We start from the raw sequence: 20,204 nt of genomic DNA, 5'->3' as shown, positions 1-20,204 counted from the left end.
AAAGGCTGCTCGGATCCGGGCTGCGTCTGTCCGGAACCGCCGCGGAAACCTGGCTTGGGTGCCGCAGAGCGTTCGGCGAGAGTCACGCAGAGGGTGACGGGGGCAGGCGCCGAGCAAGTGGCTGTCGCCGGAGCCCTGCGGGGACCCTGGGCGCCCGGGACGGCACCCACGGGAACCGGACACGCGCCGGGCATGCAGAAGGGCCGCCACCGGCTGGTGACGGCCCTTCTGGACAGCGATGGCCGGACTAGTCGACCGTGTCCGCCAAGGTGCCCAGGTACAGCTGGATGACCTTGGGATCCTTCATGAGTTCCCGGCCGGTTCCCGTGTACGCGTCCTTGCCCTGGTCCAGGACGTAGCCGCGGTCGCAGATCTGCAGGCAGCGGCGCGCGTTCTGCTCCACCATGATCACGGAGACGCCGGCCCGGTTGATCTCGTGCACCCGCAGGAAGGTTTCGTCCTGCTTGACGGGGGAGAGGCCTGCCGAGGGCTCGTCGAGCAGCAGCACGGCCGGGTCCATCATCAGGGCCCGTCCCATGGCGACCATCTGGCGCTCACCGCCGGAGAGCGAGCCGGCGCGCTGGGCCCGGCGCTTGGCCAGCTCCGGGAACAGCTCCGCGACGAAGTCGAACCGCTTGGCGAAGTCCTTAGGGCGCTGGAACATGCCCATCTGGAGGTTCTCTTCGATGGTCAGGGCCGCGAACACGTTGTTAGTCTGCGGGACAAACCCAACGCCCCGGCTGACCAGCTTGTTGGCCTTCAGCCCGGTGATGTCCTGGCCGCGGACCACCACGGAGCCGGAGTGGACCTTGACGAGGCCGAACATGGCCTTCAGCAGGGTCGACTTGCCGGCGCCGTTGGGACCGATGATGCCAATCAACTCACCCTTGCGGGCCTCGATGCTGCAGCCGTTGAGGATGTTGACGCCCGGGATGTAACCGGCCACCAGGTCGGTGACCTTGACGACCGAATCGCCCTCGTATGCGTTCTTCGCGGCGGTGGCCGCACTCGTGGCGCTCATTCTGTGTCCTTCTCTGTCCGGTTCGGCTCAACGCGGTTCGGCTCTGTCCGGTTCGGCTCGCCGAGGCCCGGTTCCTCGGCACTTCGCCGGCCGTGCGCCGCACCGTTGGCGGTGTCGTGCCCGGGCGCCTCCGTCACGAGCACGTCGGCGGAGATGATGCCCGCGTTCTCGGTGCCGACGATTGATTCCTCGTCCGCCTCGAGTTCGGCTGCGAGCACCTTGATGCCTTCCGAATCGCCAAGATCCACGTCGTGGTGGGCGCCCAGGTAGGCGTCAATCACGGCCGGGTTCTTCATGACCTCAGCGGGCGGCCCCTCGGCCACGATCTTCCCCTCGGCCATCACCACCACCCAGTCGGCGATGTGGCGGACCATGTGCATGTCGTGCTCGACAAACAACACGGTCATGCCCTCGGCCTTGAGGTTCTTGATGTGGTCCAGCAGGGACTGGGTGAGCGCCGGGTTGACGCCTGCCATCGGTTCGTCCAGCATCACGAGCTTCGGACGAACCATCAGCGAACGGGCCATTTCGAGGAGCTTGCGCTGGCCGCCGGAGAGGGACGCCGCGTAGTCGTCCTTCTTGGCGTCGAGCTTGAACTTCTCCAGCAGCACGTTGGCTTCTTCGGTGATCTTCTTTTCCTGGCCGCCCCAGATCCCCTTGAACAGGGCCTTGGAGAGCTTCTCACCGGATTGGTGTGAAGCGCCCAGCCGCATGTTTTCCATGACGGTGAGCTTGCCCATGACCTTGGTCAGCTGGAAGGTGCGGACCATGCCCATGCGGGCCACCTTGTAGGAGGAGACGCCGGCCAGGCTGTTTCCTTCGAACTGCCATTTGCCCGTGTTCGGCGTATCGAAGCCCGTCAACAGGTTGAACAGGGTGGTCTTGCCGGCACCGTTGGGGCCGATCAGGGCCGTGATCTTGTGCCGCGGGATCTCGAGGTATTCGACGTCGACGGCGTTGATGCCGCCGAAGCTGCGGGTGACATTTTCCGCCACCACAATCGGGTCGCGCTTCTTGCAGCCGGGAGCAATCTCGCCGGCCGCAATCGGACGCGTGTCCGTCATGTAGTCGATGCCCTCCGCGGTCTCGGTGGACCCGAGGCCGGGCTTTGGTTCTTCGCTGTGCATGCTCATGCGAACGCCAGCTCCTTCTTATTGCCGAAGACGCCCTGAGGCCTGAAGATCATCAGCAGCATCAGCGCGATGCCGACCAGGATGTAACGCAGCTGGCCGGCCTGGACCGTGTTCAGCCACGTGACCGCGCCCGATTCGATCAAGCCGTACAGCACGCCCTGGGTGAGCGACAGCACGACCCAGAAGATCATCGCCCCGACGACGGGTCCCAGCACGGTGCCGAGACCGCCGAGCAGCAGGCAGGTGTAGAGGAAGAAGGTCAGCTCGGTGCCGTAGTTGGCCGGCTGCACCGCACCGCGGGGGAGGGTGAAGACCATGCCCGCGAGGGCTCCGAGCACGCCGCCGATGACGAGGGCCTGCATCTTGTAGGAGTAGACGTTCTTGCCGAGCGAGCGGACGGCATTCTCGTCTTCACGGATGCCCTTGAGGACGCGGCCCCAGGGGCTGCGCATCAGCAGCCAGACCAGCAGGCAGCAGACGATCACCAAGGCCCAGCCGACGACGCGGATGAAGAAGTCGCGGTTGTTCATCCCGAAGTAGGACCCTTCGGGGAACGGGTTCATGGCGTAGAAGTCGCCTTCGAAGGCGGCCAGGCCGTTGGCGGAACCGGTCAGCGAGGTGAGCTGGTTCGTGGTGACGATGTAGCGGACGATTTCCGCGGCCGCGATCGTCACGATGGCGAGGTAGTCGGCCCGCAGCCGAAGTGTGGGGATGCCGAGCAGCAAGGCGAAGATCGCCGAGCAGACGACGGCGATCAGCAGGCCCACGAAGAACGGCACGTGGAACGTCAGGGTGGAGATGGCGAAGCCGTAGGCTCCCACCGCCATGAAGCCGGCCTGGCCGAAGTTCAGCAGGCCCGAGTAGCCGAAGTGGACCGCCAGGCCGAGCGCGGCAAGCGCGTACGCCGCCGTCGTCGGGCTGAACAGCTCACCGGCAGCGCTGGAAAGAATAAATCCGAAGTCCATGTCTGTCTCCTAACCCACGCGCTCGCGGCGGCCCAGGATGCCCTGAGGCCGGAACAAGAGGACAACGATCATGATGAACAGTGCTCCCACGTACTTGAGGTCGGCGGCGAGGCCGAAGACGGTGGTCAGCTCCACGAAGATGCCGACGATGATGGATCCGAACAGGGCGCCCCAGACGGTGCCGAGGCCGCCGAGGGTCACGCCGGCGAAGATGAGCAGCAGGATCTGCGAACCCATATCGAAAGTGACGCCGGGACGGTAGTACGCCCAGAGAATGCCGCCGAGCGAGGCGAGCATGCCGCCGGTGACCCAGACGATCCGGATAACCGCGTCGACGTCGATGCCGGAGGCCGCGGCCAGTGCCGGGTTGTCGGCGACCGCGCGGGTTGCTTTGCCCAGCCGGGTCTTGAGCAGTACGACGCCGAGGACGGCGATGACCACGACGCTGATGAGCAGGGACCAGAGGTTGTTGGGCGAGATGGAGACCGGCCCGATCTGGATTTCCGCGCTCTGGGCGAAGGGCAGCTGCTGGGTGGCGCCGCCGAAGTAGAACTGGATCACGTAGCGGACGGCCAGGGCGAGGCCGATGCTGACGATCATCATCGGGACCAGGCCGGTGCCGCGGCGCCGCAGCGGCTTCCACAGCCCGGCGTCTTGGACGTAGCCGAAGAGCCCGCCGCCGAGGAGGGCGAGGATGATGGAAAGCCAAAACGGCAGGTTCATGGCGTTGAAGCCGAAGACGAGGACGGCGCCAAGCGTGACCATCTCGCCGTGGGCGAAGTTGGTCAGGCCGGTGGTACCGAAGATCAGCGACAACCCCACCGACGCGAGGGCGAGCAGCAGGCCGAAGCTCAGGCCCGCCACCAGGCGGTTAAGCAGGTTCTGGCCGAAGTCTTCCTGCTGGACCACGATGCCCTTGCCGAAGGCGAAGATCACCGAAAGATTGGATGTCTGGCTGAAGCTGACCTTGCGGGGGTTTTCCTGGCCCTCGGCGAGCTTGATGCCCTGGGGCAGGGTTTTCACGTCCAGTTCGACCTCGTAGGTCCCCTGGGTGGGGACGCCGATGGTCCAGGAACCGTTGGGACCCGATTTGGTTGTTCCGGTAAAGTCGCCGCTCTTAGCGGTGATGCTGACACCGGCGAGCGGGGCGCGGTCATCACCGCGGAGGAAGCCGCTGATGCTGTTTTGGAACGAGGTGCTCGACGGGGATGGTGTCGGCGAGGGGGTCGCGGCCTGGGATGCCGGGGCGACGACGAGCAGAAGGGCGGCCACGGCGGCGAAAAGGGCCCCCACAGCTTTCAGCATTCTGCCGCGCCGTCGCTGCGACAGGCCTCTCGGTGTGCTTCTCAAATTGAAAACCTCCACATGGGGGTGGTCTGGGTTGCGCCATTGCAACCGCTGCGAACGGTCAGGGGACGAGGGTAGAGCGGATACTTCGATGCGATGGAGCGGTTCTTGCTTGTGATGTTCGTCACCCTGTTGGGCCAATGTTACAGGCCGGGCGGGGTAACTAATGCCGCTGCGAGCAGGCAGAACGTCGCGATCGCGTAACAACCGTGAAGCCGGCGCCCAAGCGGGATTTAGCCGAGCTAAAGAAAACTTTTGTTGTTCCCGAGGATTCCTAAACATTCGGCGAAGAAGCGCTTCACCGGGGCGGAAGCAGGGCGGGGGCGGGCCGCCCCAGATCACGGTTTTGTTGCGGCGGGAACCCGAAGGGAACTATCCCTGCCTGCCGGGCGTGGGAATTGGTAGCGTGAGTCATAACGATCCTCACCACCGATCATCACCTACCCCCTTAATTTGGAGGACACCAGCAATGGCACTTGGCGGAAACCCGATCTTCAACGGAAAGAACTTCCGTGGAGCCACCCAGGCACCGCCTGCCCCGCAAGCGCCGTACGGGCAGAGCTACGGCCAGAACAAGTACGGCCAGAACCCGTATGGCCAGGGCCAGTTCGGCCAGACCCAGGCCGGCTGGAACCCGTCGCAGCAGGCGATGAGCAGCGACCAGCTGCAGGACATGTACAACCGCCCGGCGGCCGGACCGGCCGACAGCGGCCGCATGACCTTCGATGACGTCATCATGAAGACGGCGGCCTGCCTCGCCGCCGTGATCGCCGGCGCGGCCGTCACCCTTGTGGTGGCGCAGGGCCTCGCCTCGATGCTGATGATTGTCGGCGCGCTGGGCGGCTTTGTCCTGGCCCTCGTCAACACCTTCAAGAAGCAGCCCTCGCCGGCGCTGATCCTGGCCTACGCAGCCCTTGAGGGCCTGTTCCTCGGCGGCCTGACCCGGATCCTCGACGGGATGTTCCCCGGCGTCGGCCTCCAGGCCGTGATCGGGACGCTCTCCGTCTTCGCCGTGACCCTGGTGTTGTTCAAGAGCGGCAAGGTCCGCGCGACGCCCCGGGCCATGCGCTTCTTCATGATCGCGATGATCGGCTACGCCGTCTTCGCGCTCGTCAACATGGTCATGATGTGGACCGGCGCCGTGCAGACCCCGTTCGGCCTGCGTACCCAGGTGGAGCTCTTCGGTATCCCGCTGGGTGTCTTCATCGGCCTGCTCGCGATCGGCCTCGCCGCGTTCTCCCTGATCATGGACTTCACCAGCATCGAAGCCGGCGTCCGCAGCGGCGCCCCGCAGCGCTTCTCCTGGACCGCGGCGTTCGGCCTCACGGTCACCCTCGTCTGGCTCTACGTCGAGATCATCCGCCTGCTGGCCATCCTGCGCGGCGACGACTAGCCGGCAGCCGCACAACAGCACGACTTACGAAGCGGGCCCCGCCGGATGGCGGGGCCCGCTTCGTGCCTTCCCCCTCGGGCCGGCCTCGGGCCGGCTTCAGGCCGGCTTCAGTCCAGCCTGCGGGCTCCCGCCGCGGGGCGGACGCGGAAGACCTCCGGGGCGGCGTAGCCGGCGCGCCCGAAGGCCCGCCCGACGTCGGAACGCACCCGCTGCTCCGCGCCTGCCGGGGTAAGGGCGATCGCGGCTCCGCCGAAGCCGCCGCCGGTCATCCGGGCGCCGATGGCGCCGCCGGCGCGGGCTGTGTCCACCGCGAGGTCCAATTCGGGGCAGGAAATTTCGAAATCGTCCCGCATCGAGGCGTGCGAGGCGTCCAGCAGCGCGCCGATGGCCTGCGGCCCTTCGCCCTCGAGGCGTTCCACCGTCTGCAGCACGCGGTCGTTCTCGGTGACGACGTGGCGGACCCGATGGAACGTTTCCGTGTCCAGCAGCCCGGCAGCCTCCTCGAGATCCCCGACCCCGACGTCGCGCAGCGCCCGGACGCCGAGCACATCGGCGGCCAGCTCGCAGGACGCGCGCCGGGCCGCGTAGCCACCGCCGGAATGCGAGTGCGAGACCTTCGTATCGATCACCAGCAGCACCAGGCCGGCTGCCTCGGCGTCGAACGGCACCAGCCGGACGCTCTGGTCCCGGCAGTCGAGGAACACGGCACGGCCCGCGGCGCCCCGGAGCGAGGCCGACTGGTCCATGATCCCGGTGGGGGCTCCGACAAAGTCGTTCTCCGCGCGCTGGGTGGCCAGGACCATGTCCTCCACGCTGAGCCCTGCGCCGGTCAGCTCGTTGACGGCCAGGATGATGGCGCATTCGATGGCATGCGAGGAGGACAGCCCGGCTCCCCGCGGCACGTCGGAGTCCAGCAGAAGGTCCAGTCCGGGGACGGCGATACCGCGCTGCTCGAGGGCCCAGAGCACGCCGAGCGGATACTTGGTCCAGCCCCTGGCCGTGGCCGGGTCCAGGACGCAAGCGTCCGCCGTCGTCAGCCCTTGGTTTCCGAACGTGGACAGCATCCGCAGCGTGGAGTCGGGCCGGAGCCGGACGGCCACCCGGGCGGTCCGGTCGATGGCGAACGGCAGCACGAACCCCTCGTTGTAATCCGTGTGTTCGCCGATCAGGTTGACCCGCCCCGGGGCCTGCCAAACGCCGTCCGGTGCGGCCCCGAAGACCTCCTTGAACCGCGACCGAAGTTCCTTGGTGCCCGGCGGGGGGTTCATAGGGTGCTGCTTTCCGTGGGGACTGGGTAACCCGTGGCGGCTGCGTCGCGCAGCCGGGCCGCGACGGCCTCCGGCGTGGTGTCGTTGATGAATGCCCCCATCGCTGCCTCCGAGCCGGCCAGGTACTTGAGCTTGTCCGCGGCGCGGCGGGGCGAGGTCAGTTGCAGGTGCAGGTAGCCGGCGGGGCGTAGCAAACTGTCCAGCGGCGCCTGCTGCCACGCGGCGATGTACGGGGTGGGGGTGGGGTAGAGGGCATCCAGGCGCCGCAGTAGGTCCAGGTACAGCTGTGCGAGTTCGTCCCTCTCTTCGCCGTCGAGGGCGGCGAGGTCGGGGACCTGCCGATGCGGGACGAGGTGGACTTCCATCGGCCAGCGGGCGGCGAAGGGCACGTAGGCGCTGAAATGCCGGCCCTCGAGGACCATCCGGCTGCCGTCCGTGCGCTCGGCGCGCAGCAGCGATCCGGTGAGCGTGTCCCGGCCCCCGGCGTCGTCGTAATGTTTCCGCGCGGCGACGGCCAGCACGGCCGCGCGCGGCGGCAGGTAGGGGTAGGCGTAGATCTGGCCGTGCGGGTGGTGCAGCGTGACACCGATTTCCGCGCCGCGGTTCTCGAACGGGAACACCTGCCGGATCCCGGGCAGCGCGCTGAGCGCCGCAGTGCGGACGGCCCAGGCCTCCACCACGGTACGGGCACGCACCTCGCCGAGGCCGCCGAAGGAACCGGTATGGTCCGGGGTGAAGGAGACCACCTCGCAGCGCCCGCACGCCGGCACGCTGGTTCCCCATGCCGGCTGCGCCGGGAGCTGGCCGAGGTCGGGGCCCAGCGAGGGGAAGCGGTTTTCGAAGACGACGACGTCGTAGTCCGGCGCCGGGATTTCCGAGGGGTTGGCCGAGGTGCTCGGACACAGCGGGCACTCATCGGCCGGCGGAAGGTGCGTCCGGGACTGGCGGTGCGCGGCGATCGCCACCCATTCGCCGGTCAGCGCGTCGAAGCGCAGCTCGCCGGCGGCGGCCCGTCCGTCCAGCTCCCGGCGGTCGTCGTGGGCCCGCGGCCGACGCCGCCGCGTGCCTGAATCGGCGGCTGCCTCCCCGGCGGCATCATCGAAGTAATAGAGCTCCCGGCCGTCGGCGAGGGTGCCTTGGGTGATGCTGTTGGCGCGCATTCCATCATTCGATCAGACTTCACGACTTTCCGGCAAAGCCCCGCCGTGTACGGGCGGGCGCACGGTTCGGTACCGTGGTGCCCATGGACCTCCCTGCTTCCCCGGCCTCCCCAGACCCTTCCGTCGCCGCAGTTTCCGCTGCCGCAATTTCCGCCGCAGGCGGACCGGGCACCTCCACCCGGCGCTACGCGAGCGGCAGGCAATACGAACTGCGCCGGGGCGACGCCCTGGCCGTGGTGACCGAACTCGCGGCCGGCCTGCGGCTCTACAGCCGTGCGGGCACCCAACTGACCGAGAGCTACGGCGACGCCGACATCCCGCCCGGCGCCACCGGGATCACGCTGGCGCCGTGGGCAAACCGCGTGGAAGACGGCATCTGGTACCTCAACGGGAAGAAACAGCAGCTCGATATCACCGAGGTGGCCAGAAACAATGCCAGCCACGGGCTGCTGCGGAACGCCTCCTACGAGTTGGTGGAGGAATCGGAATTCTCCGTGACCCTTGAGGCGGCTGTGTTTCCGCAGCACGGCTACCCGTTCCTGCTGCGGCACCGGGTGCGCTACGAACTGGAGGAGGACCTGGGGCTCACCGTCCGCCAGACGCTGATCAACGATTCGCAGGAGCCGGCCCCCTTCGTCCTCGGCGCGCACCCGTACCTGCGGCTGGGGGAGGTGCCGAGCGAAGAACTCACCGTGACCGTCAGCGGCCGCACCCGGCTGGTGACCGACGAGCGCCTGATTCCGCGCAGCACCGAGCCGGTCGCCGGCGACTTCGACCTCCGGGCGGGCCGGCTCGCCGGGGACCTCGACCTGGACTGCGCGTACACGGACCTGGACTTCGACGGCGGCCTGGCACGCAGCACACTGCGCGCCGCCGACGGCCGCAGCGTAAGCCTCTGGCAGGACGAGCACTGCCGCTACGTCCACGTCTTCGTCACCGGCAAGTTCCCGGGCCGGACCACGGCCGTGGCGCTTGAGCCCATGACCGGACCGGCCAACGCCTTCAACAGCGGCGACGGCCTGGGCTGGCTGCCTGCGGGGGAGTCCTTCACGATGAGCTGGGGAATTACTGCCTCCCTCGGCAGCTAGCCGGCCAAAGCCCCGCTGCCCGTACCCTTGCCCGGATACCCCGGCTCGTTCCGCGCCGTTTCCTTTGCGCGCCGCACTAGGGAATTATGGGGCTATGACGCCAGCTGAGGACGCCACCCAACGACCCGACTCCGAGCTCCCCGGATATGCCGCGCCCGGCCTTTCCGCCCCTCCTGCCGGCCCCGCCGCCGGCGTAGCTGCCGGAGTGCCTGCCGGCCCGGTGCCGGGCGCTGCCCCGACGGCACCGCGGGCCCGCAGCGACCGGGAACTGGACGAGGACATCCCCTACGGCGTGCGGATTGCGGCGTCGTGGGCGTGGCGGATCGGCCTGATCCTGCTTGTCACCGGCGTGCTCGTCTGGCTGCTCAGCAAAATCAGCTTCCTCATCATCCCGGTGATGGTCGCCGCCCTGCTGGCCGGACTGCTCAGCCCGGTCACCCGCTGGCTGCGCAGGCGCCGGGTGCCCAACGGCGCCGCCGTCGCCATCACCCTGCTCGGCTTCATCGGGGTTATCGCCGGCGCGCTCGCCCTCGTCGGCCGCCAGCTCACCGCCGGCTTCGGCGAGCTCTGGAGCCAGGCGCTTACGGGCCTGCAACAGGTCCAGACCTGGCTGGCCGACGGCCCGCTGCACCTGACTGCCGCCCAGATCGACACCTACGTCAAGGAAGGAGCCGACGCGCTGCAGAAGAACAGCAGCAGCATCCTCAGCGGCGCGCTGACCTTCGGCAGCACCGCCGGGCATTTCGCCGCCGGGCTCCTGATTGCCTTGTTCGTCACGATCTTCTTCCTGCTCGAAGGCGAACGGATCTGGGGGTTCCTGGTCCGGCTGATGCCGCGGAAGGCCCGTCCGGCCGTCAACGGCGCCGGCCGGCGCGGCTGGACCTCAATGGTCAGCTACACCCGGATCCAGATGTTCGTGGCCTTCGTGGATGCCCTGGGGATCGGTGTCGGAGCAGCGATCATCGGCGTCCCGCTGGCCCTGCCGCTTGGCGTGCTGGTGTTCATCGGTTCGTTCATCCCGCTGGTCGGCGCACTCGTCACCGGCGCAGTAGCCGTGCTGCTGGCCCTTGTGGCCAACGGCCTGGTCAACGCCCTCATCATGGTCGGTATTGTGCTGCTGGTCCAGCAGCTGGAAGGCCATATCCTGCAGCCCCTGGTCATGGGCAAGGCCGTCTCGCTCCACCCGGTCGCCGTCATCCTGTCCGTCGCCGCGGGTTCCTACCTCGCCGGCATCCCGGGCGCCCTGTTCTCCGTGCCGATCCTCGCCGTAGCAAACTCGGCCATTCGGTACATTGCGGCCAGAACGTGGGAACATGATGGAGAGCTGGCAGCCGCAAGCCCGCAGGGAGCCCCTGCCCTTGCCGGCGCCGGCCAGGACCCGGGCTTCAGGGAGGTCCACCGCCCTGGCGCCGACGCCGGAACCCCTAAAGGAGACTAGTTCGTGAATACCCTCGAGAGCCTGCCCGTCACGTTGGACGATGTCCTGGAGGCGCAGAAGCTGCTCGACGGGATTATTACGCGGACCCCGGTGGAGTCCTCCCGGGCGCTGGGCAGCATCGCCGGCGGCGACGTCTACTTCAAGTGCGAGAACCTGCAGCGCGCCGGTTCCTTCAAGGTGCGCGGCGCCTACGTCCGGATGGCCAAGCTCTCCGCCGAGGAGAAGAAACGCGGCGTCGTCGCGGCCTCGGCCGGCAACCACGCCCAGGGCGTGGCCGTGGCGGCGAAGTCCCTCGGCATCAAGGCCCGCATCTACATGCCGCTCGGCGTCGCCCTGCCCAAGCTTGCCGCGACGCGCAGCCACGGCGCCGAGGTGGTGCTGCACGGCCACAACGTCGACGAGGCGCTGGCCGAGGCCAAGCGCTACGCGGACGAATCGGGCGCCGTCTTTGTGCACCCCTTCGACGACGTCGACGTCGTGGCCGGCCAGGGCACCGTGGGACTGGAAATCCTCGAGCAGATCCCGAACGTGGACACCATCCTGATGGGCGTCGGCGGCGGCGGCCTGCTGGCGGGCGTCGCGGTGGCAGTGAAGGCAAGGGCCAAGGAACTCGGCCGGGAGATCCGGATCATTGGCGTGCAGGCCGAAAACGCCGCCGCCTACCCGCCCTCACTCGCCGCCGACGCCCTCGTCCCGCTCAAGCGCGTCTCCACCATGGCGGACGGCATCGCCGTCGGCCGGCCGGGGCAGCTGCCCTTCAGCATCATCCGCGAGCTCGTCGACGACGTCGTCACCGTCAGCGAGGACGCGCTGGCCCGGGCGCTGATCTTCCTGCTGGAACGGGCCAAGATGGTGGTCGAACCGGCCGGCGCCGTGGGCGTGGCCGCCCTGATGGAAGGCAAGATCGAAAACCCCGGGACCACCGCCGTCGTGCTCTCCGGCGGCAACATCGATCCGATGCTCATGCTCAAGGTCATCCAGCGCGGCCTCTCCGCTGCCGGCCGCTACATGACCGTGCGGATGATGCTGGACGACCGGCCCGGCTCGCTCGCGACCATCGCCCGGATCATCGCCGAAAACGACGCGAACGTGACCGGGCTGGACCACACCCGGGTGGGCGGCTCGATCAGCATGGGCGACGTCTCCATCACCGTCAACCTGGAAACCAAGGGCCACGAGCACTGCGAGCAGGTCCTCGGCGCGCTCCGGGCCGAAGGATTCCAGCCGATCGTGGTGCACTAGGCGGCCGCCGTGCTGGAAGCGTCCAAGGCCGAGCGGCGGGATACCCCCGCTGCCCGGGCCCGGCTGGGCCTGCTGGTGGTGGGCTCCTTCGTGCTGTTGCTCTACGCGATCGAGATCGTCAACTCCCTGACGATGCATTCGCTGAACGCCACCTTCGGACTGCGCCCGCGCTCCGCCGACGGGCTGCTGGACATCCTGACCTTCCCGCTGCTGCACGCCAACCTGGCCCACCTGCTCTCCAACACCCTGCCGCTGATCATTTTCGGGTTCCTGGTGTTCCTGTCCGGCGTGCGGGTCTTCGCCACGGCGCTGGCCTCCAGCTGGCTCGGCTCGGGAGCGGCGGTGTGGCTGATCGGCGGGTTCAACATCACGGTGGGAGCGTCCGGGCTGGTCTTCGGGCTCTTCGCGTTCCTGCTGGTACGGGGCTTCTTCAACCGCCACTGGGGCCAGATCCTGCTCTCGCTGGTGCTCTTTTTGGCCTACGGCGGCATCCTCTTCGGCATGCTGCCCATCGTGGCGGGCTACGTCTCCTGGCAGGCGCACCTGGGCGGGGCCGCCGGCGGCGTCGTCGCGGCCCTGCTGCTGAGCCGGCGCCGGTAGTTAGAGACGATGCGGTAATTAAACGGCGACGCCGGCCTTCCCGTTGCAGGGGAGGGCCGGCGTCGAGCACTGGTGCCGTTAGCCGACGTACGGCTTGGCGGAGATGATCTCCACCGTGATGTCCTTGCCGTTCGGGGCGGTGTAGCTGAGCTTGTCGCCTTCCTTGTGGCCGACGATGGCGGAACCCAGCGGGGACTTCTCGCTGAAGACGTCCAGCTCGGAGTCGCCGGCGATCTCGCGGGAGCCCAGCAGGAAGGTCTCTTCGTCCCCGGCGATCTTCGCCACGACGATCATGCCGGCCTCGACAATGCCGTCGTCGGCAGCGGCCTCGCCCACGTGTGCATCGCGGAGCAGCACGGTCAGCTGGCGGATGCGGGCCTCGATCTTGCCCTGCTCTTCCTTGGCCGCGTGGTAGCCGCCGTTCTCCTTGAGGTCGCCTTCCTGGCGGGCGGCTTCGATCTTCTGAACGATGTCTGCACGCCCGGCGCCGGAGAGGTGGTCCAGCTCTGCCTTCAGGCGGTCAAAAGCTTCCTGGGTAAGCCAAGCTGCAGTTGCGCTGTTGGTGGTCGACACGGACTTCTCCTTTTGATGGTCAAACAAGCTGGTCAAACAAGCAAAGACCCCGCCACGGTGGCCACTTATGGATCTCAGTAACCAGCTCAGCGGGGCAGGGGTATTGATCCATTGTAGTCAATGCTGTGGATAAACCCAAGAACCGCTGCGGCGCAGATCACACTGTGTTACGCCTTGAGCCCTGCCCGGGCCCGGGTTCCGGGCCCGATTCCTTCGGGATGCGGCTACTTCGAGGCGTCCGGAATCCAGCAGTTGTCCACGACGGCGGACACGGCCTGCGATTCGGTGCGGATGGTCACCCGGTGCACGGTGGTGCGGCCGCCGTCGGCGCCGGCATCGACGGCGTTGGGACCGACGTCGACGACCTTCCAGCCGACGACGGCGAATTTGGCATCCAGGGCCTTGACGGCGCACTTGGCGGCCGTGGCCGGATTCTTGGTGACCTGGAAATCCGCCTCGGCCACGGTGGCGTCGGGCGTGCTGTAGCCGATGTCCTTGAAGCTGACGGATTCGGTGGAGGCCGACGTCGAAACCCAGGCCATGAAGCCGATTCCGGCCGCGAGGGCAGCGATCAGGATGTTGCGCTTGGTCCTGCCGCCCAGTGTGCGCTTTTGGCCGCCGTAGCGATTGGCTAGGCTGGTAGGTGCCGGCGCGGGCGCGGCAGGCTGCTCCTCGGAAGTCACCAGTCCAGTTTAGTGTGGATCGGGCAGGGGAATTTCCGCACCGCCGTTCCGCCCGCGCAGCACCGACCCCGCAGAAGAAAGAGGAGCCGTCCAACGATGACAGCGTCCCCCAGCCCGTCAGCCAAGCTTCGGCTGCTCGCCGTCCACGCGCACCCCGACGACGAGTCCAGCAAGGGCGCCGCGACGATGGCCATGTACGCCGCCTCCGGCGTCGAAGTCATGGTGGCCACCTGCACCGACGGCTCCCGCGGCGACATCCAGAACCCGGCGATGGAGAGTGCGCCGCACCCCAAACGGGACATGGCGGGCGCCCGCCGGCTGGAGATGGACAACGCGGCCAAGGTCCTCGGAATCCGCCAGCGCTGGCTGGGCTTCGTCGACTCCGGCCTGCCCGAAGGCGACCCGCTGCCTCCGCTTCCGGTCGGCTCGTTCGCCACGCTGCCGCTGGAGCGGGCCGCCGCCCCGCTGGTCCGGCTGGTCCGCCACTTCAAGCCGCAGGTCATCCTTAGCTACGACGAGAACGGCGGCTATCCGCACCCGGACCACATCATGGCGCACCGGGTCGCCGTCGAGGCCTTCGAAGCCGCCGGCGACCCGGCACGCTACCCCGGAACCGGCGAAGCCTGGGCACCCAGCAAGCTCTACTACGACCGTGCGTTCAGTCCCGAACGCTTCCGCGCCCTGCACTACGCCCTCGAGGAAGCCGGCCTGCAGTCGCCGTACGCCGAGCGGCTCGCGGCCTGGCTTGAGGCGGACGCGGAAGGGCACACCCCGCCCGCGCCCACGCACCCCACCACCACCCAGATCGAGTGCGGGGACTTCTTCGAGGCCCGCGACGACGCCCTGCGCTCGCACCGCACCCAGATCGATCCGGAGGGCTTCTTCTTCGCGGTGACGCCGGCAATGCAGCGGCAGACCTGGCCGTGGGAGGACTACTCGCTGATCCAGTCCCGGGTCCCCACCGACGTGCCCGAGACGGACTTCTTTGCCGGGCTAAGATAGTTCCAGCAGGGACTTCTATGCCGCGTAGAAGAGTGGTACCGGAAGACCCGCAAAAGACGTTCCCCACAGAAGGTTCCCACCGTGCATTCCTTGTTCATCGCCCTGGCGGCTTCCCCGGCACCGACACCGACGCCGTCGCTGCGCCCGGGACTCGACCAGGACCAGGTCACCCCGGGCCTGCTGGGTTTCCTGCTGACCGCGTTCATCGTGGTGCTAACGGCGCTGCTGATTGTGGACATGGTGCGCCGGATCCGTCGGGTCCGTTACCGGGCGCAGGTGGAGGAAGAGCGGGCCGCCGCCGAGGAAGCCGGACAGGTCCAGGCCGGGCAGCCCGGGGGCGGCAGCCTGGGGGGCTACCCGCAAACCGGCGACGGCGCGGACATCCGGCCGGAAGCCAACGGTGATGCAGGTTCCGGGAACCGCTGACCGCGGCGCCTCCGATGCCTCACCCTGGGCGGCCAACGCCCTGGGCGGGGAACCCTCCGCCTATCTCCGCCAGCACGCCGGCAACCCCGTGCACTGGCAACCCTTCGGCGACGAAGCGTTCGCGTTCGCCGCGGCCCGGGACGTTCCGGTGTTCCTGTCGATCGGCTACGCCGCCTGCCACTGGTGCCATGTCATGGCCGGCGAGTCCTTCGAAGACCAGGACACCGCCGACTTCCTGAACGCCAACTTCGTCCCCGTGAAGGTGGACCGGGAGGAACGCCCCGACGTCGACGCCGTCTACATGGCCGCCACGCAGGCCATCAGCGGCGAGGGCGGCTGGCCGATGTCAGTCTTCCTGCTGCCTGACGGCCGGGCCTTCCACGCCGGCACCTACTACCCGCCGCGGCCGATGCCCGGCAGGCCCTCCTTCCGCCAGGTGCTGGAAGCCGTCCGCGAGGCCTGGCTGGAACGCCGCGACGCCGTCGAGCAGAACGCCGCCACGCTGGCGCGCGGCATCGCCGCCGCGCAGTCCGCGTCCGCCGTCCGCTTGGACGCGCCCGCGGCCGTCCTCGACCCGGCCCTGATTTCCGCGGCGGTGCGCGCGCTGGCCCGCTCCGAAGATGCCGCGGGAGGCTTCGGCGCCGCGCCCAAATTCCCGCCGTCGGCCGTCCTGGAGTTCCTGATCCGGCACGCAGCCACGGCCTCCGACACTGCGGAGGCGGCCCGGGACGTGGCGGGCCGCACGCTCGCCGCCATGGCGCGTTCGGCACTGTTCGACCAGCTCGACGGCGGCTTTGCCCGCTACTCCGTGACGCGCGACTGGTCCGTGCCGCACTTCGAGAAGATGCTCTACGACAACGCCCAGTTACTTCGCGTCTACGTCCACTGGGCCCGTCTCGGCGGCACGGACGGGTACCCGGCCGCGGAGGCCGCCGCCGTCGCGGGCAGCACCGCGGACTGGATGCTCGACTCGCTGGGCCTGGCCGGTGCGGCGGCGCAAGCTAGCCAAGGCGGCGCCGAAGGCCCGGCGGCGCTTGCGTCGTCCCTCGATGCGGACACCGTGGTGGACGGGGTGCACTCCGAGGGCGCCAGCTATCTGTGGACCCCCGGAGAACTGGCGGAGCTGCTGGGGCCCGCGGACGGCGCCGCCGTGGCCCGGCTGATGCATGTCTCCGATGCCGGCACCGTGTCCGAAGCCGGGTCGCCGCTGCATCCCGGCCACGCGCTGGACGGCCCGGAAGGCGCGTTGTGGCAGCGGGTCCGGCCCGTGCTGCGGCTGGCCCGCGCGGCGCGGCCGCAGCCTGCCCGGGATGACAAGGTGGTGGCCGGCTGGAACGGGCTGGCCCTCGCGGCGTTGGCCGAGGCCAGTGCCGTGCTGGACCGCCCCGAATTGCTTGGCGCGGCCGAGCGGATCGCCGGCTACCTGGAACGGGTGCACTGGACCCCGGGTCAGGGCGGGGAGCCCGGCCGGCTGCTCCGGGTGTCCCACGACGGGTCTGCCCGCGGGATCGGCGGCCTGCTGGAGGACTACGCCTTTTGCGTGGAGGGCCTGTTCGCGCTTTACGCCGTCTCCGGGCGGACGCGATGGTATGCCCTGGCCGAGGCCATCCTGGCGTCCGCCTGCACCCGGTTCGCGGCCGGTGGGGCGCTGCGAGACGCCGCCGGGGAATCAGCACAGGTCCTCAACGCCCAGGGGGGCCGGGCCGGAATGGATCCCTTCGACAACGCCACCCCCAGCGGTGCGGCCGCATTTGCCGGGGTCCTGCTGTCCTCTGCCGCGCTGTCCGGATCCTCGGAGCGCCGCGCCATGGCCGGAAACATCCTGTCCCTGCTGCCGCCGCTAGCCACCAACGCACCCCGGGTGGCCGGGTGGCTGCTGGCCACGGCGCGGGCCGCGCTGGCGGGCCCGGTGGAAGCCGCCGTCGTCGGGGCCGACACGCCGGAGCGGACGGCGCTGCACCGCGCGCTGCTGCTCTCGCCCAGCCCGGGACTGGTGATTGCGCTCCAGGACCCGGCAGGGGACGCCGGGGGCGGCCAGGTCCCCCTGCTCCGCGGCCGCACTGCGGGGCCGGGCGGGTCGCCGCAGGTCTACCTGTGCCGCGGCATGGTCTGCGACCTTCCGGCGGGTTCGGTCGCCGCGCTCCGTGCCCGGCTGGCTACCATGGCGGAATGACATTTGCCCCGGGGGACCAGGCTCCCTTTGACCTGGTGGTCTTTGACTGCGACGGCGTCCTGGTGGACTCGGAGGTGATCTCGGTCCAGGTGGACCAGCGGGTCCTGGCCGACCTTGGCTGGGAGCTGGAGATCGAGGAAATCGTGCGGCGCTTCGTCGGCCGGAGCGAGGCCAACTTCATCGCCACCGTCGAACGGGAACTGGGCATCGAACTGGCCGAAGGCTGGGACAGGACCTACCAGACGTGGTACCACGATGCCTTCGAACGCGAGCTCACCACCGTCGACGGCGTGGAGGAGGCCCTGGACCGGCTCCGGCTTCCGCACTGTGTTGCCTCCAGCGGCAGCCACGCGAAGATGCGGCGGACACTGGGCCGGACCGGGCTGCTAGACCGTTTTGCCGGCCGGATCTTCAGTGCCACGGAGGTGGCCAACGGCAAGCCGGCCCCGGATCTTTTCCTGCATGCGGCCGGGGTGCTCCGGACCGCGCCGGAGCGCTGCGCCGTCGTCGAAGACAGTGCCTACGGGGTGCAGGCGGCGCGAGCCGCGGGGATGCACGCGTTCGCCTATGCGGGCGGAGTGACCCCCGCGGAATGGCTCGCCGGCCCCGGCACCACGGTCTTCCACGACATGCGCCAGCTCCCGGAGTTGATTGCCGCGGGCCGGCCGGGCTGAGGGTGGCGCCGGCGCTGGATTTCCCCAACTTTGGAGTGGGCGCCCGGTGTGTCGGGCCGGAACCCCGGCGATTCCCGGCGTCTGGAATTCAAAGGCGGGGAGAATTCAGTCGGGCCGGCGGGCCGGCCGGGCTCAGCGGTCAGCCCAGGACGGCGATCGCGATCGCGATGTAGTGCGCGGCGAAGGCAAAGACCGTGAAGGCATGGAATAGCTCGTGGAAGCCGAAGTGCTCGTAGCTGAAATTCGGCTTCTTCAGCGCGTAGAACACGGCGCCGGCAATGTAGAGGGCGCCGCCCACGCAGATCAGCACGGCGGCGGGGGCGCTGGCGGCGAAGAAATCGGGCAGGTAGAACAAGGCCCCGCAACCCAGGGCGATGTAGATCGGCACGTAGAGCCAGCGCGGGGCGTGGGTCCAGAACAAGCGGAAGAGCACCCCGAGCACCGCGCCGGACCAAATCACCCACAGCAGCAGCACGGCCTTGGGCCGGTCCAGGAGCGCCCAGGCCAGCGGTGTGTAGCTGCCGGCGATCACCAGCATGATGTTCGTGTGGTCCAGCCGCTTCAGCACGATTTTGACCCCGGGGGACCAGTTCCCGCGGTGGTAGACAGCGCTGACGCCGAAGAGCAGCACCCCTGTGAAGGCATAGACCGCCGAGGCGGTCTTCAGCTCGGCGGTCGGGGCCAGAAGTACCAGCACCAGGCCAGCGGCAAAGGCCAGTGGCGCCGTGACGGTGTGGATCCAGCCGCGCCATTTCGGCTTGATCATCAGGAGTTCGGCGATCCTGACGGCGGCGTCGTCCACCGGGCTGCTTTCCCGGCCCTTGGGGCTGTTTTCGCTGTGCGCGGACCGCTCGGATCCGGGCTCCGGACTGGTGCTCTCCATGCCGCAATAATAACCTACGGTCCGGTAAGTTACCCGCGGGTAACAAGGTCCGCGGAGGAAAATCGCGACCGCGGTGTGCGCGGTACCTGCCCTCCGGCGGGTAGCCTAGGAATGCACTGACGTCAGACCTCAAGGAAGCCAGGTGAATCTCCGGATGGAACTGCCCGGGTTCCTGTATGGCTTCTACGAGCGCAGCCTCCAACGGTCCCTTGACCCGGAGCGCGTCCCCAAGCACATCGGCGTCATGGTCGACGGCAACAGGCGCTGGGCCCGGCAGTTCAACGCCCCCACCAGCCAGGGCCACCAGGCCGGCGCGGACAAGATCCACGAATTCCTCGGCTGGTGCCAGGAGCTGGGGATCAAAGTCGTCACGCTCTACATGCTCTCCACGGACAACATGAACCGCTCCGGCGAAGAGCTGGACCTGCTGATGGGCATCATCGCCAACACCCTGGACCGCCTCGACGAAGACGCCGACATCTCGGTGCACGCCATGGGCGCCCCGGAACTGCTGCCGGACTACCTCGCCGAGCGGCTCAACAAGCTCACGGCCCGCACCCCCGTGCACGAAAAGATCCACGTCAATGTCGCCGTCGGCTACGGCGGCCGCCGGGAGATCGTCGACGCCGTCCGCGAACTGCTGCACGACGCCGTCGCCCGCGGCGCCGACATCGGCAAGCTGGCCGACGAACTCAGCGTCGACGACATCTCGCGTTTCCTCTACACCCGCGGCCAGCCCGACCCCGACCTCGTGATCCGCACCTCCGGGGAGCAGCGGCTGTCCGGCTTCCTGATGTGGCAAAGCGCCTACAGCGAGTTCTACTTCTGCGAGGCCCTGTGGCCGGCGTTCCGCAAGGTGGACTTCCTCCGCGCGCTGCGCGACTACGCCGGCCGGCAGCGCCGCTTCGGTTCCTGACACGGTTCATCCGGGCTTCACCTGATGTCTTCAAGAATCGCCGAAAAATAGATCGGCAATGCGCGGGCCATGGACGTACGTTAATCCCATCAGCGGGCAAACCGCCGGCTGATCGGGGAGGCCAGTACATGGAGCGGAAGTTCGCACCGGATGTATGGGAGGCCGCGTCCGGCCTCGAGGCCGAGCCGCCTCACCAATAACAATTCCGGGCCAGCGGCC

The 20,204-nt window shown here is 68.5% G+C and carries 19 protein-coding genes; 10 read left to right on the top strand and 9 right to left on the bottom strand.

Annotated elements, in window-relative coordinates:
- Window positions 1-247 precede the first annotated feature (247 nt).
- From AC1DB8_RS12980 to AC1DB8_RS12965, 4 genes are read right to left on the bottom strand one after another with little or no spacing between them, the layout of a single operon-like run.
- Entirely contained in the window at window positions 248-1,021 is a 774-nt protein-coding gene (locus tag AC1DB8_RS12980) for an ABC transporter ATP-binding protein (RefSeq protein WP_175322834.1), read from the bottom strand.
- Entirely contained in the window at window positions 1,018-2,154 is a 1,137-nt protein-coding gene (locus tag AC1DB8_RS12975) for an ABC transporter ATP-binding protein (RefSeq protein WP_441418497.1), read from the bottom strand. The genes AC1DB8_RS12980 and AC1DB8_RS12975 overlap by 4 nt, the downstream gene beginning before the upstream one ends.
- Entirely contained in the window at window positions 2,151-3,119 is a 969-nt protein-coding gene (locus tag AC1DB8_RS12970) for a branched-chain amino acid ABC transporter permease (RefSeq protein WP_476893262.1), read from the bottom strand. The genes AC1DB8_RS12975 and AC1DB8_RS12970 overlap by 4 nt, the downstream gene beginning before the upstream one ends.
- A 9-nt stretch (window positions 3,120-3,128) precedes the next feature.
- Window positions 3,129-4,424, bottom strand: coding sequence for a branched-chain amino acid ABC transporter permease (locus tag AC1DB8_RS12965; RefSeq protein ID WP_441418495.1), 1,296 nt, complete (start codon window positions 4,422-4,424; stop codon window positions 3,129-3,131).
- Window positions 4,425-4,935: 511 nt separating this feature from the next.
- Between AC1DB8_RS12965 and AC1DB8_RS12960 the strand changes: the two genes are divergently transcribed.
- Window positions 4,936-5,859, top strand: a complete 924-nt coding sequence (locus AC1DB8_RS12960) for a Bax inhibitor-1/YccA family protein (RefSeq protein ID WP_476893261.1) — start codon at window positions 4,936-4,938, stop codon at window positions 5,857-5,859.
- Window positions 5,860-5,966: 107 nt separating this feature from the next.
- On the opposite strand, the gene galK is transcribed toward AC1DB8_RS12960, so the two are convergent.
- Window positions 5,967-7,127: a galactokinase gene (gene galK / locus AC1DB8_RS12955; protein ID WP_476893260.1), complete on the bottom strand. Its 1,161-nt coding sequence runs from the start codon at window positions 7,125-7,127 to the stop codon at window positions 5,967-5,969.
- Entirely contained in the window at window positions 7,124-8,287 is a 1,164-nt protein-coding gene (gene galT, locus AC1DB8_RS12950; protein ID WP_476893259.1) for a galactose-1-phosphate uridylyltransferase, read from the bottom strand. Before galT ends, galK begins: the two co-directional genes overlap by 4 nt.
- An 83-nt stretch (window positions 8,288-8,370) precedes the next feature.
- Between galT and AC1DB8_RS12945 the strand changes: the two genes are divergently transcribed.
- The 4 genes from AC1DB8_RS12945 to AC1DB8_RS12930 all read left to right on the top strand — a co-directional run bounded on the left by AC1DB8_RS12945 (window position 8,371) and on the right by AC1DB8_RS12930 (window position 12,655).
- On the top strand, window positions 8,371-9,375 hold the full coding sequence (locus AC1DB8_RS12945; protein ID WP_441418491.1) for an aldose 1-epimerase family protein: 1,005 nt from the start codon (window positions 8,371-8,373) through the stop codon (window positions 9,373-9,375).
- Between the two features lie 94 nt (window positions 9,376-9,469).
- Entirely contained in the window at window positions 9,470-10,813 is a 1,344-nt protein-coding gene (locus AC1DB8_RS12940; RefSeq protein ID WP_441418490.1) for an AI-2E family transporter, read from the top strand.
- A gap of 3 nt (window positions 10,814-10,816) precedes the next feature.
- Window positions 10,817-12,055: a threonine ammonia-lyase gene (ilvA, locus tag AC1DB8_RS12935; protein ID WP_441418489.1), complete on the top strand. Its 1,239-nt coding sequence runs from the start codon at window positions 10,817-10,819 to the stop codon at window positions 12,053-12,055.
- A gap of 9 nt (window positions 12,056-12,064) precedes the next feature.
- Window positions 12,065-12,655: a rhomboid family intramembrane serine protease gene (locus AC1DB8_RS12930; RefSeq protein WP_441418488.1), complete on the top strand. Its 591-nt coding sequence runs from the start codon at window positions 12,065-12,067 to the stop codon at window positions 12,653-12,655.
- A gap of 78 nt (window positions 12,656-12,733) precedes the next feature.
- Here AC1DB8_RS12930 and greA read toward each other — a convergent pair whose 3' ends face one another.
- Window positions 12,734-13,228, bottom strand: coding sequence for a transcription elongation factor GreA (gene greA / locus AC1DB8_RS12925; protein WP_138769984.1), 495 nt, complete (start codon window positions 13,226-13,228; stop codon window positions 12,734-12,736).
- Between the two features lie 224 nt (window positions 13,229-13,452).
- Window positions 13,453-13,911, bottom strand: a complete 459-nt coding sequence (locus AC1DB8_RS12920; protein WP_476893258.1) for a DUF4307 domain-containing protein — start codon at window positions 13,909-13,911, stop codon at window positions 13,453-13,455.
- Window positions 13,912-14,007: 96 nt separating this feature from the next.
- Between AC1DB8_RS12920 and mca the strand changes: the two genes are divergently transcribed.
- From mca to AC1DB8_RS12900, 4 genes are all read left to right on the top strand, one after another.
- Window positions 14,008-14,913 carry a mycothiol conjugate amidase Mca gene (gene mca / locus AC1DB8_RS12915; RefSeq protein WP_441418486.1) on the top strand — a complete coding sequence of 302 codons (906 nt, stop codon included), beginning with the start codon at window positions 14,008-14,010 and terminating at the stop codon, window positions 14,911-14,913.
- Between the two features lie 81 nt (window positions 14,914-14,994).
- Window positions 14,995-15,339 carry a hypothetical protein gene (locus AC1DB8_RS12910; RefSeq protein WP_476893257.1) on the top strand — a complete coding sequence of 115 codons (345 nt, stop codon included), beginning with the start codon at window positions 14,995-14,997 and terminating at the stop codon, window positions 15,337-15,339.
- Window positions 15,317-17,512 carry a thioredoxin domain-containing protein gene (locus tag AC1DB8_RS12905; RefSeq protein WP_476893256.1) on the top strand — a complete coding sequence of 732 codons (2,196 nt, stop codon included), beginning with the start codon at window positions 15,317-15,319 and terminating at the stop codon, window positions 17,510-17,512. The genes AC1DB8_RS12910 and AC1DB8_RS12905 overlap by 23 nt, the downstream gene beginning before the upstream one ends.
- Window positions 17,509-18,186, top strand: a complete 678-nt coding sequence (locus tag AC1DB8_RS12900; RefSeq protein WP_476893255.1) for an HAD family hydrolase — start codon at window positions 17,509-17,511, stop codon at window positions 18,184-18,186. Before AC1DB8_RS12905 ends, AC1DB8_RS12900 begins: the two co-directional genes overlap by 4 nt.
- Window positions 18,187-18,325: 139 nt before the next feature.
- Here the strand turns inward: AC1DB8_RS12900 and trhA are convergent, their stop codons facing one another.
- A complete protein-coding gene (trhA, locus tag AC1DB8_RS12895; protein ID WP_441418569.1) occupies window positions 18,326-18,967 on the bottom strand; it encodes a PAQR family membrane homeostasis protein TrhA in 642 nt (213 codons plus the stop codon).
- A gap of 256 nt (window positions 18,968-19,223) precedes the next feature.
- Between trhA and AC1DB8_RS12890 the strand changes: the two genes are divergently transcribed.
- Window positions 19,224-19,985, top strand: a complete 762-nt coding sequence (locus AC1DB8_RS12890; RefSeq protein ID WP_346959534.1) for an isoprenyl transferase — start codon at window positions 19,224-19,226, stop codon at window positions 19,983-19,985.
- The last annotated feature ends 219 nt before the right edge of the window (window positions 19,986-20,204 follow it).

This window comes from Arthrobacter sp. 10N410, from assembly GCF_056394945.1.
This window is presented reverse-complemented; position numbering and strand designations above follow the sequence as displayed.

Coding starts and splice junctions, on each gene's coding strand:
- AC1DB8_RS12890 (WP_346959534.1), top strand. CDS start 19,224: ATGGAACTGCCCGGGTTCCTGTATGGCTTCTACGAGCGCAGCCTCCAA.
- AC1DB8_RS12965 (WP_441418495.1), bottom strand. CDS start 4,424: ATGCTGAAAGCTGTGGGGGCCCTTTTCGCCGCCGTGGCCGCCCTTCTG.
- galK (WP_476893260.1), bottom strand. CDS start 7,127: ATGAACCCCCCGCCGGGCACCAAGGAACTTCGGTCGCGGTTCAAGGAG.
- galT (WP_476893259.1), bottom strand. CDS start 8,287: ATGCGCGCCAACAGCATCACCCAAGGCACCCTCGCCGACGGCCGGGAG.
- AC1DB8_RS12945 (WP_441418491.1), top strand. CDS start 8,371: ATGGACCTCCCTGCTTCCCCGGCCTCCCCAGACCCTTCCGTCGCCGCA.
- AC1DB8_RS12970 (WP_476893262.1), bottom strand. CDS start 3,119: ATGGACTTCGGATTTATTCTTTCCAGCGCTGCCGGTGAGCTGTTCAGC.
- AC1DB8_RS12900 (WP_476893255.1), top strand. CDS start 17,509: ATGACATTTGCCCCGGGGGACCAGGCTCCCTTTGACCTGGTGGTCTTT.
- AC1DB8_RS12975 (WP_441418497.1), bottom strand. CDS start 2,154: ATGAGCATGCACAGCGAAGAACCAAAGCCCGGCCTCGGGTCCACCGAG.
- AC1DB8_RS12980 (WP_175322834.1), bottom strand. CDS start 1,021: ATGAGCGCCACGAGTGCGGCCACCGCCGCGAAGAACGCATACGAGGGC.
- AC1DB8_RS12940 (WP_441418490.1), top strand. CDS start 9,470: ATGACGCCAGCTGAGGACGCCACCCAACGACCCGACTCCGAGCTCCCC.
- AC1DB8_RS12905 (WP_476893256.1), top strand. CDS start 15,317: ATGCAGGTTCCGGGAACCGCTGACCGCGGCGCCTCCGATGCCTCACCC.
- mca (WP_441418486.1), top strand. CDS start 14,008: ATGACAGCGTCCCCCAGCCCGTCAGCCAAGCTTCGGCTGCTCGCCGTC.
- AC1DB8_RS12960 (WP_476893261.1), top strand. CDS start 4,936: ATGGCACTTGGCGGAAACCCGATCTTCAACGGAAAGAACTTCCGTGGA.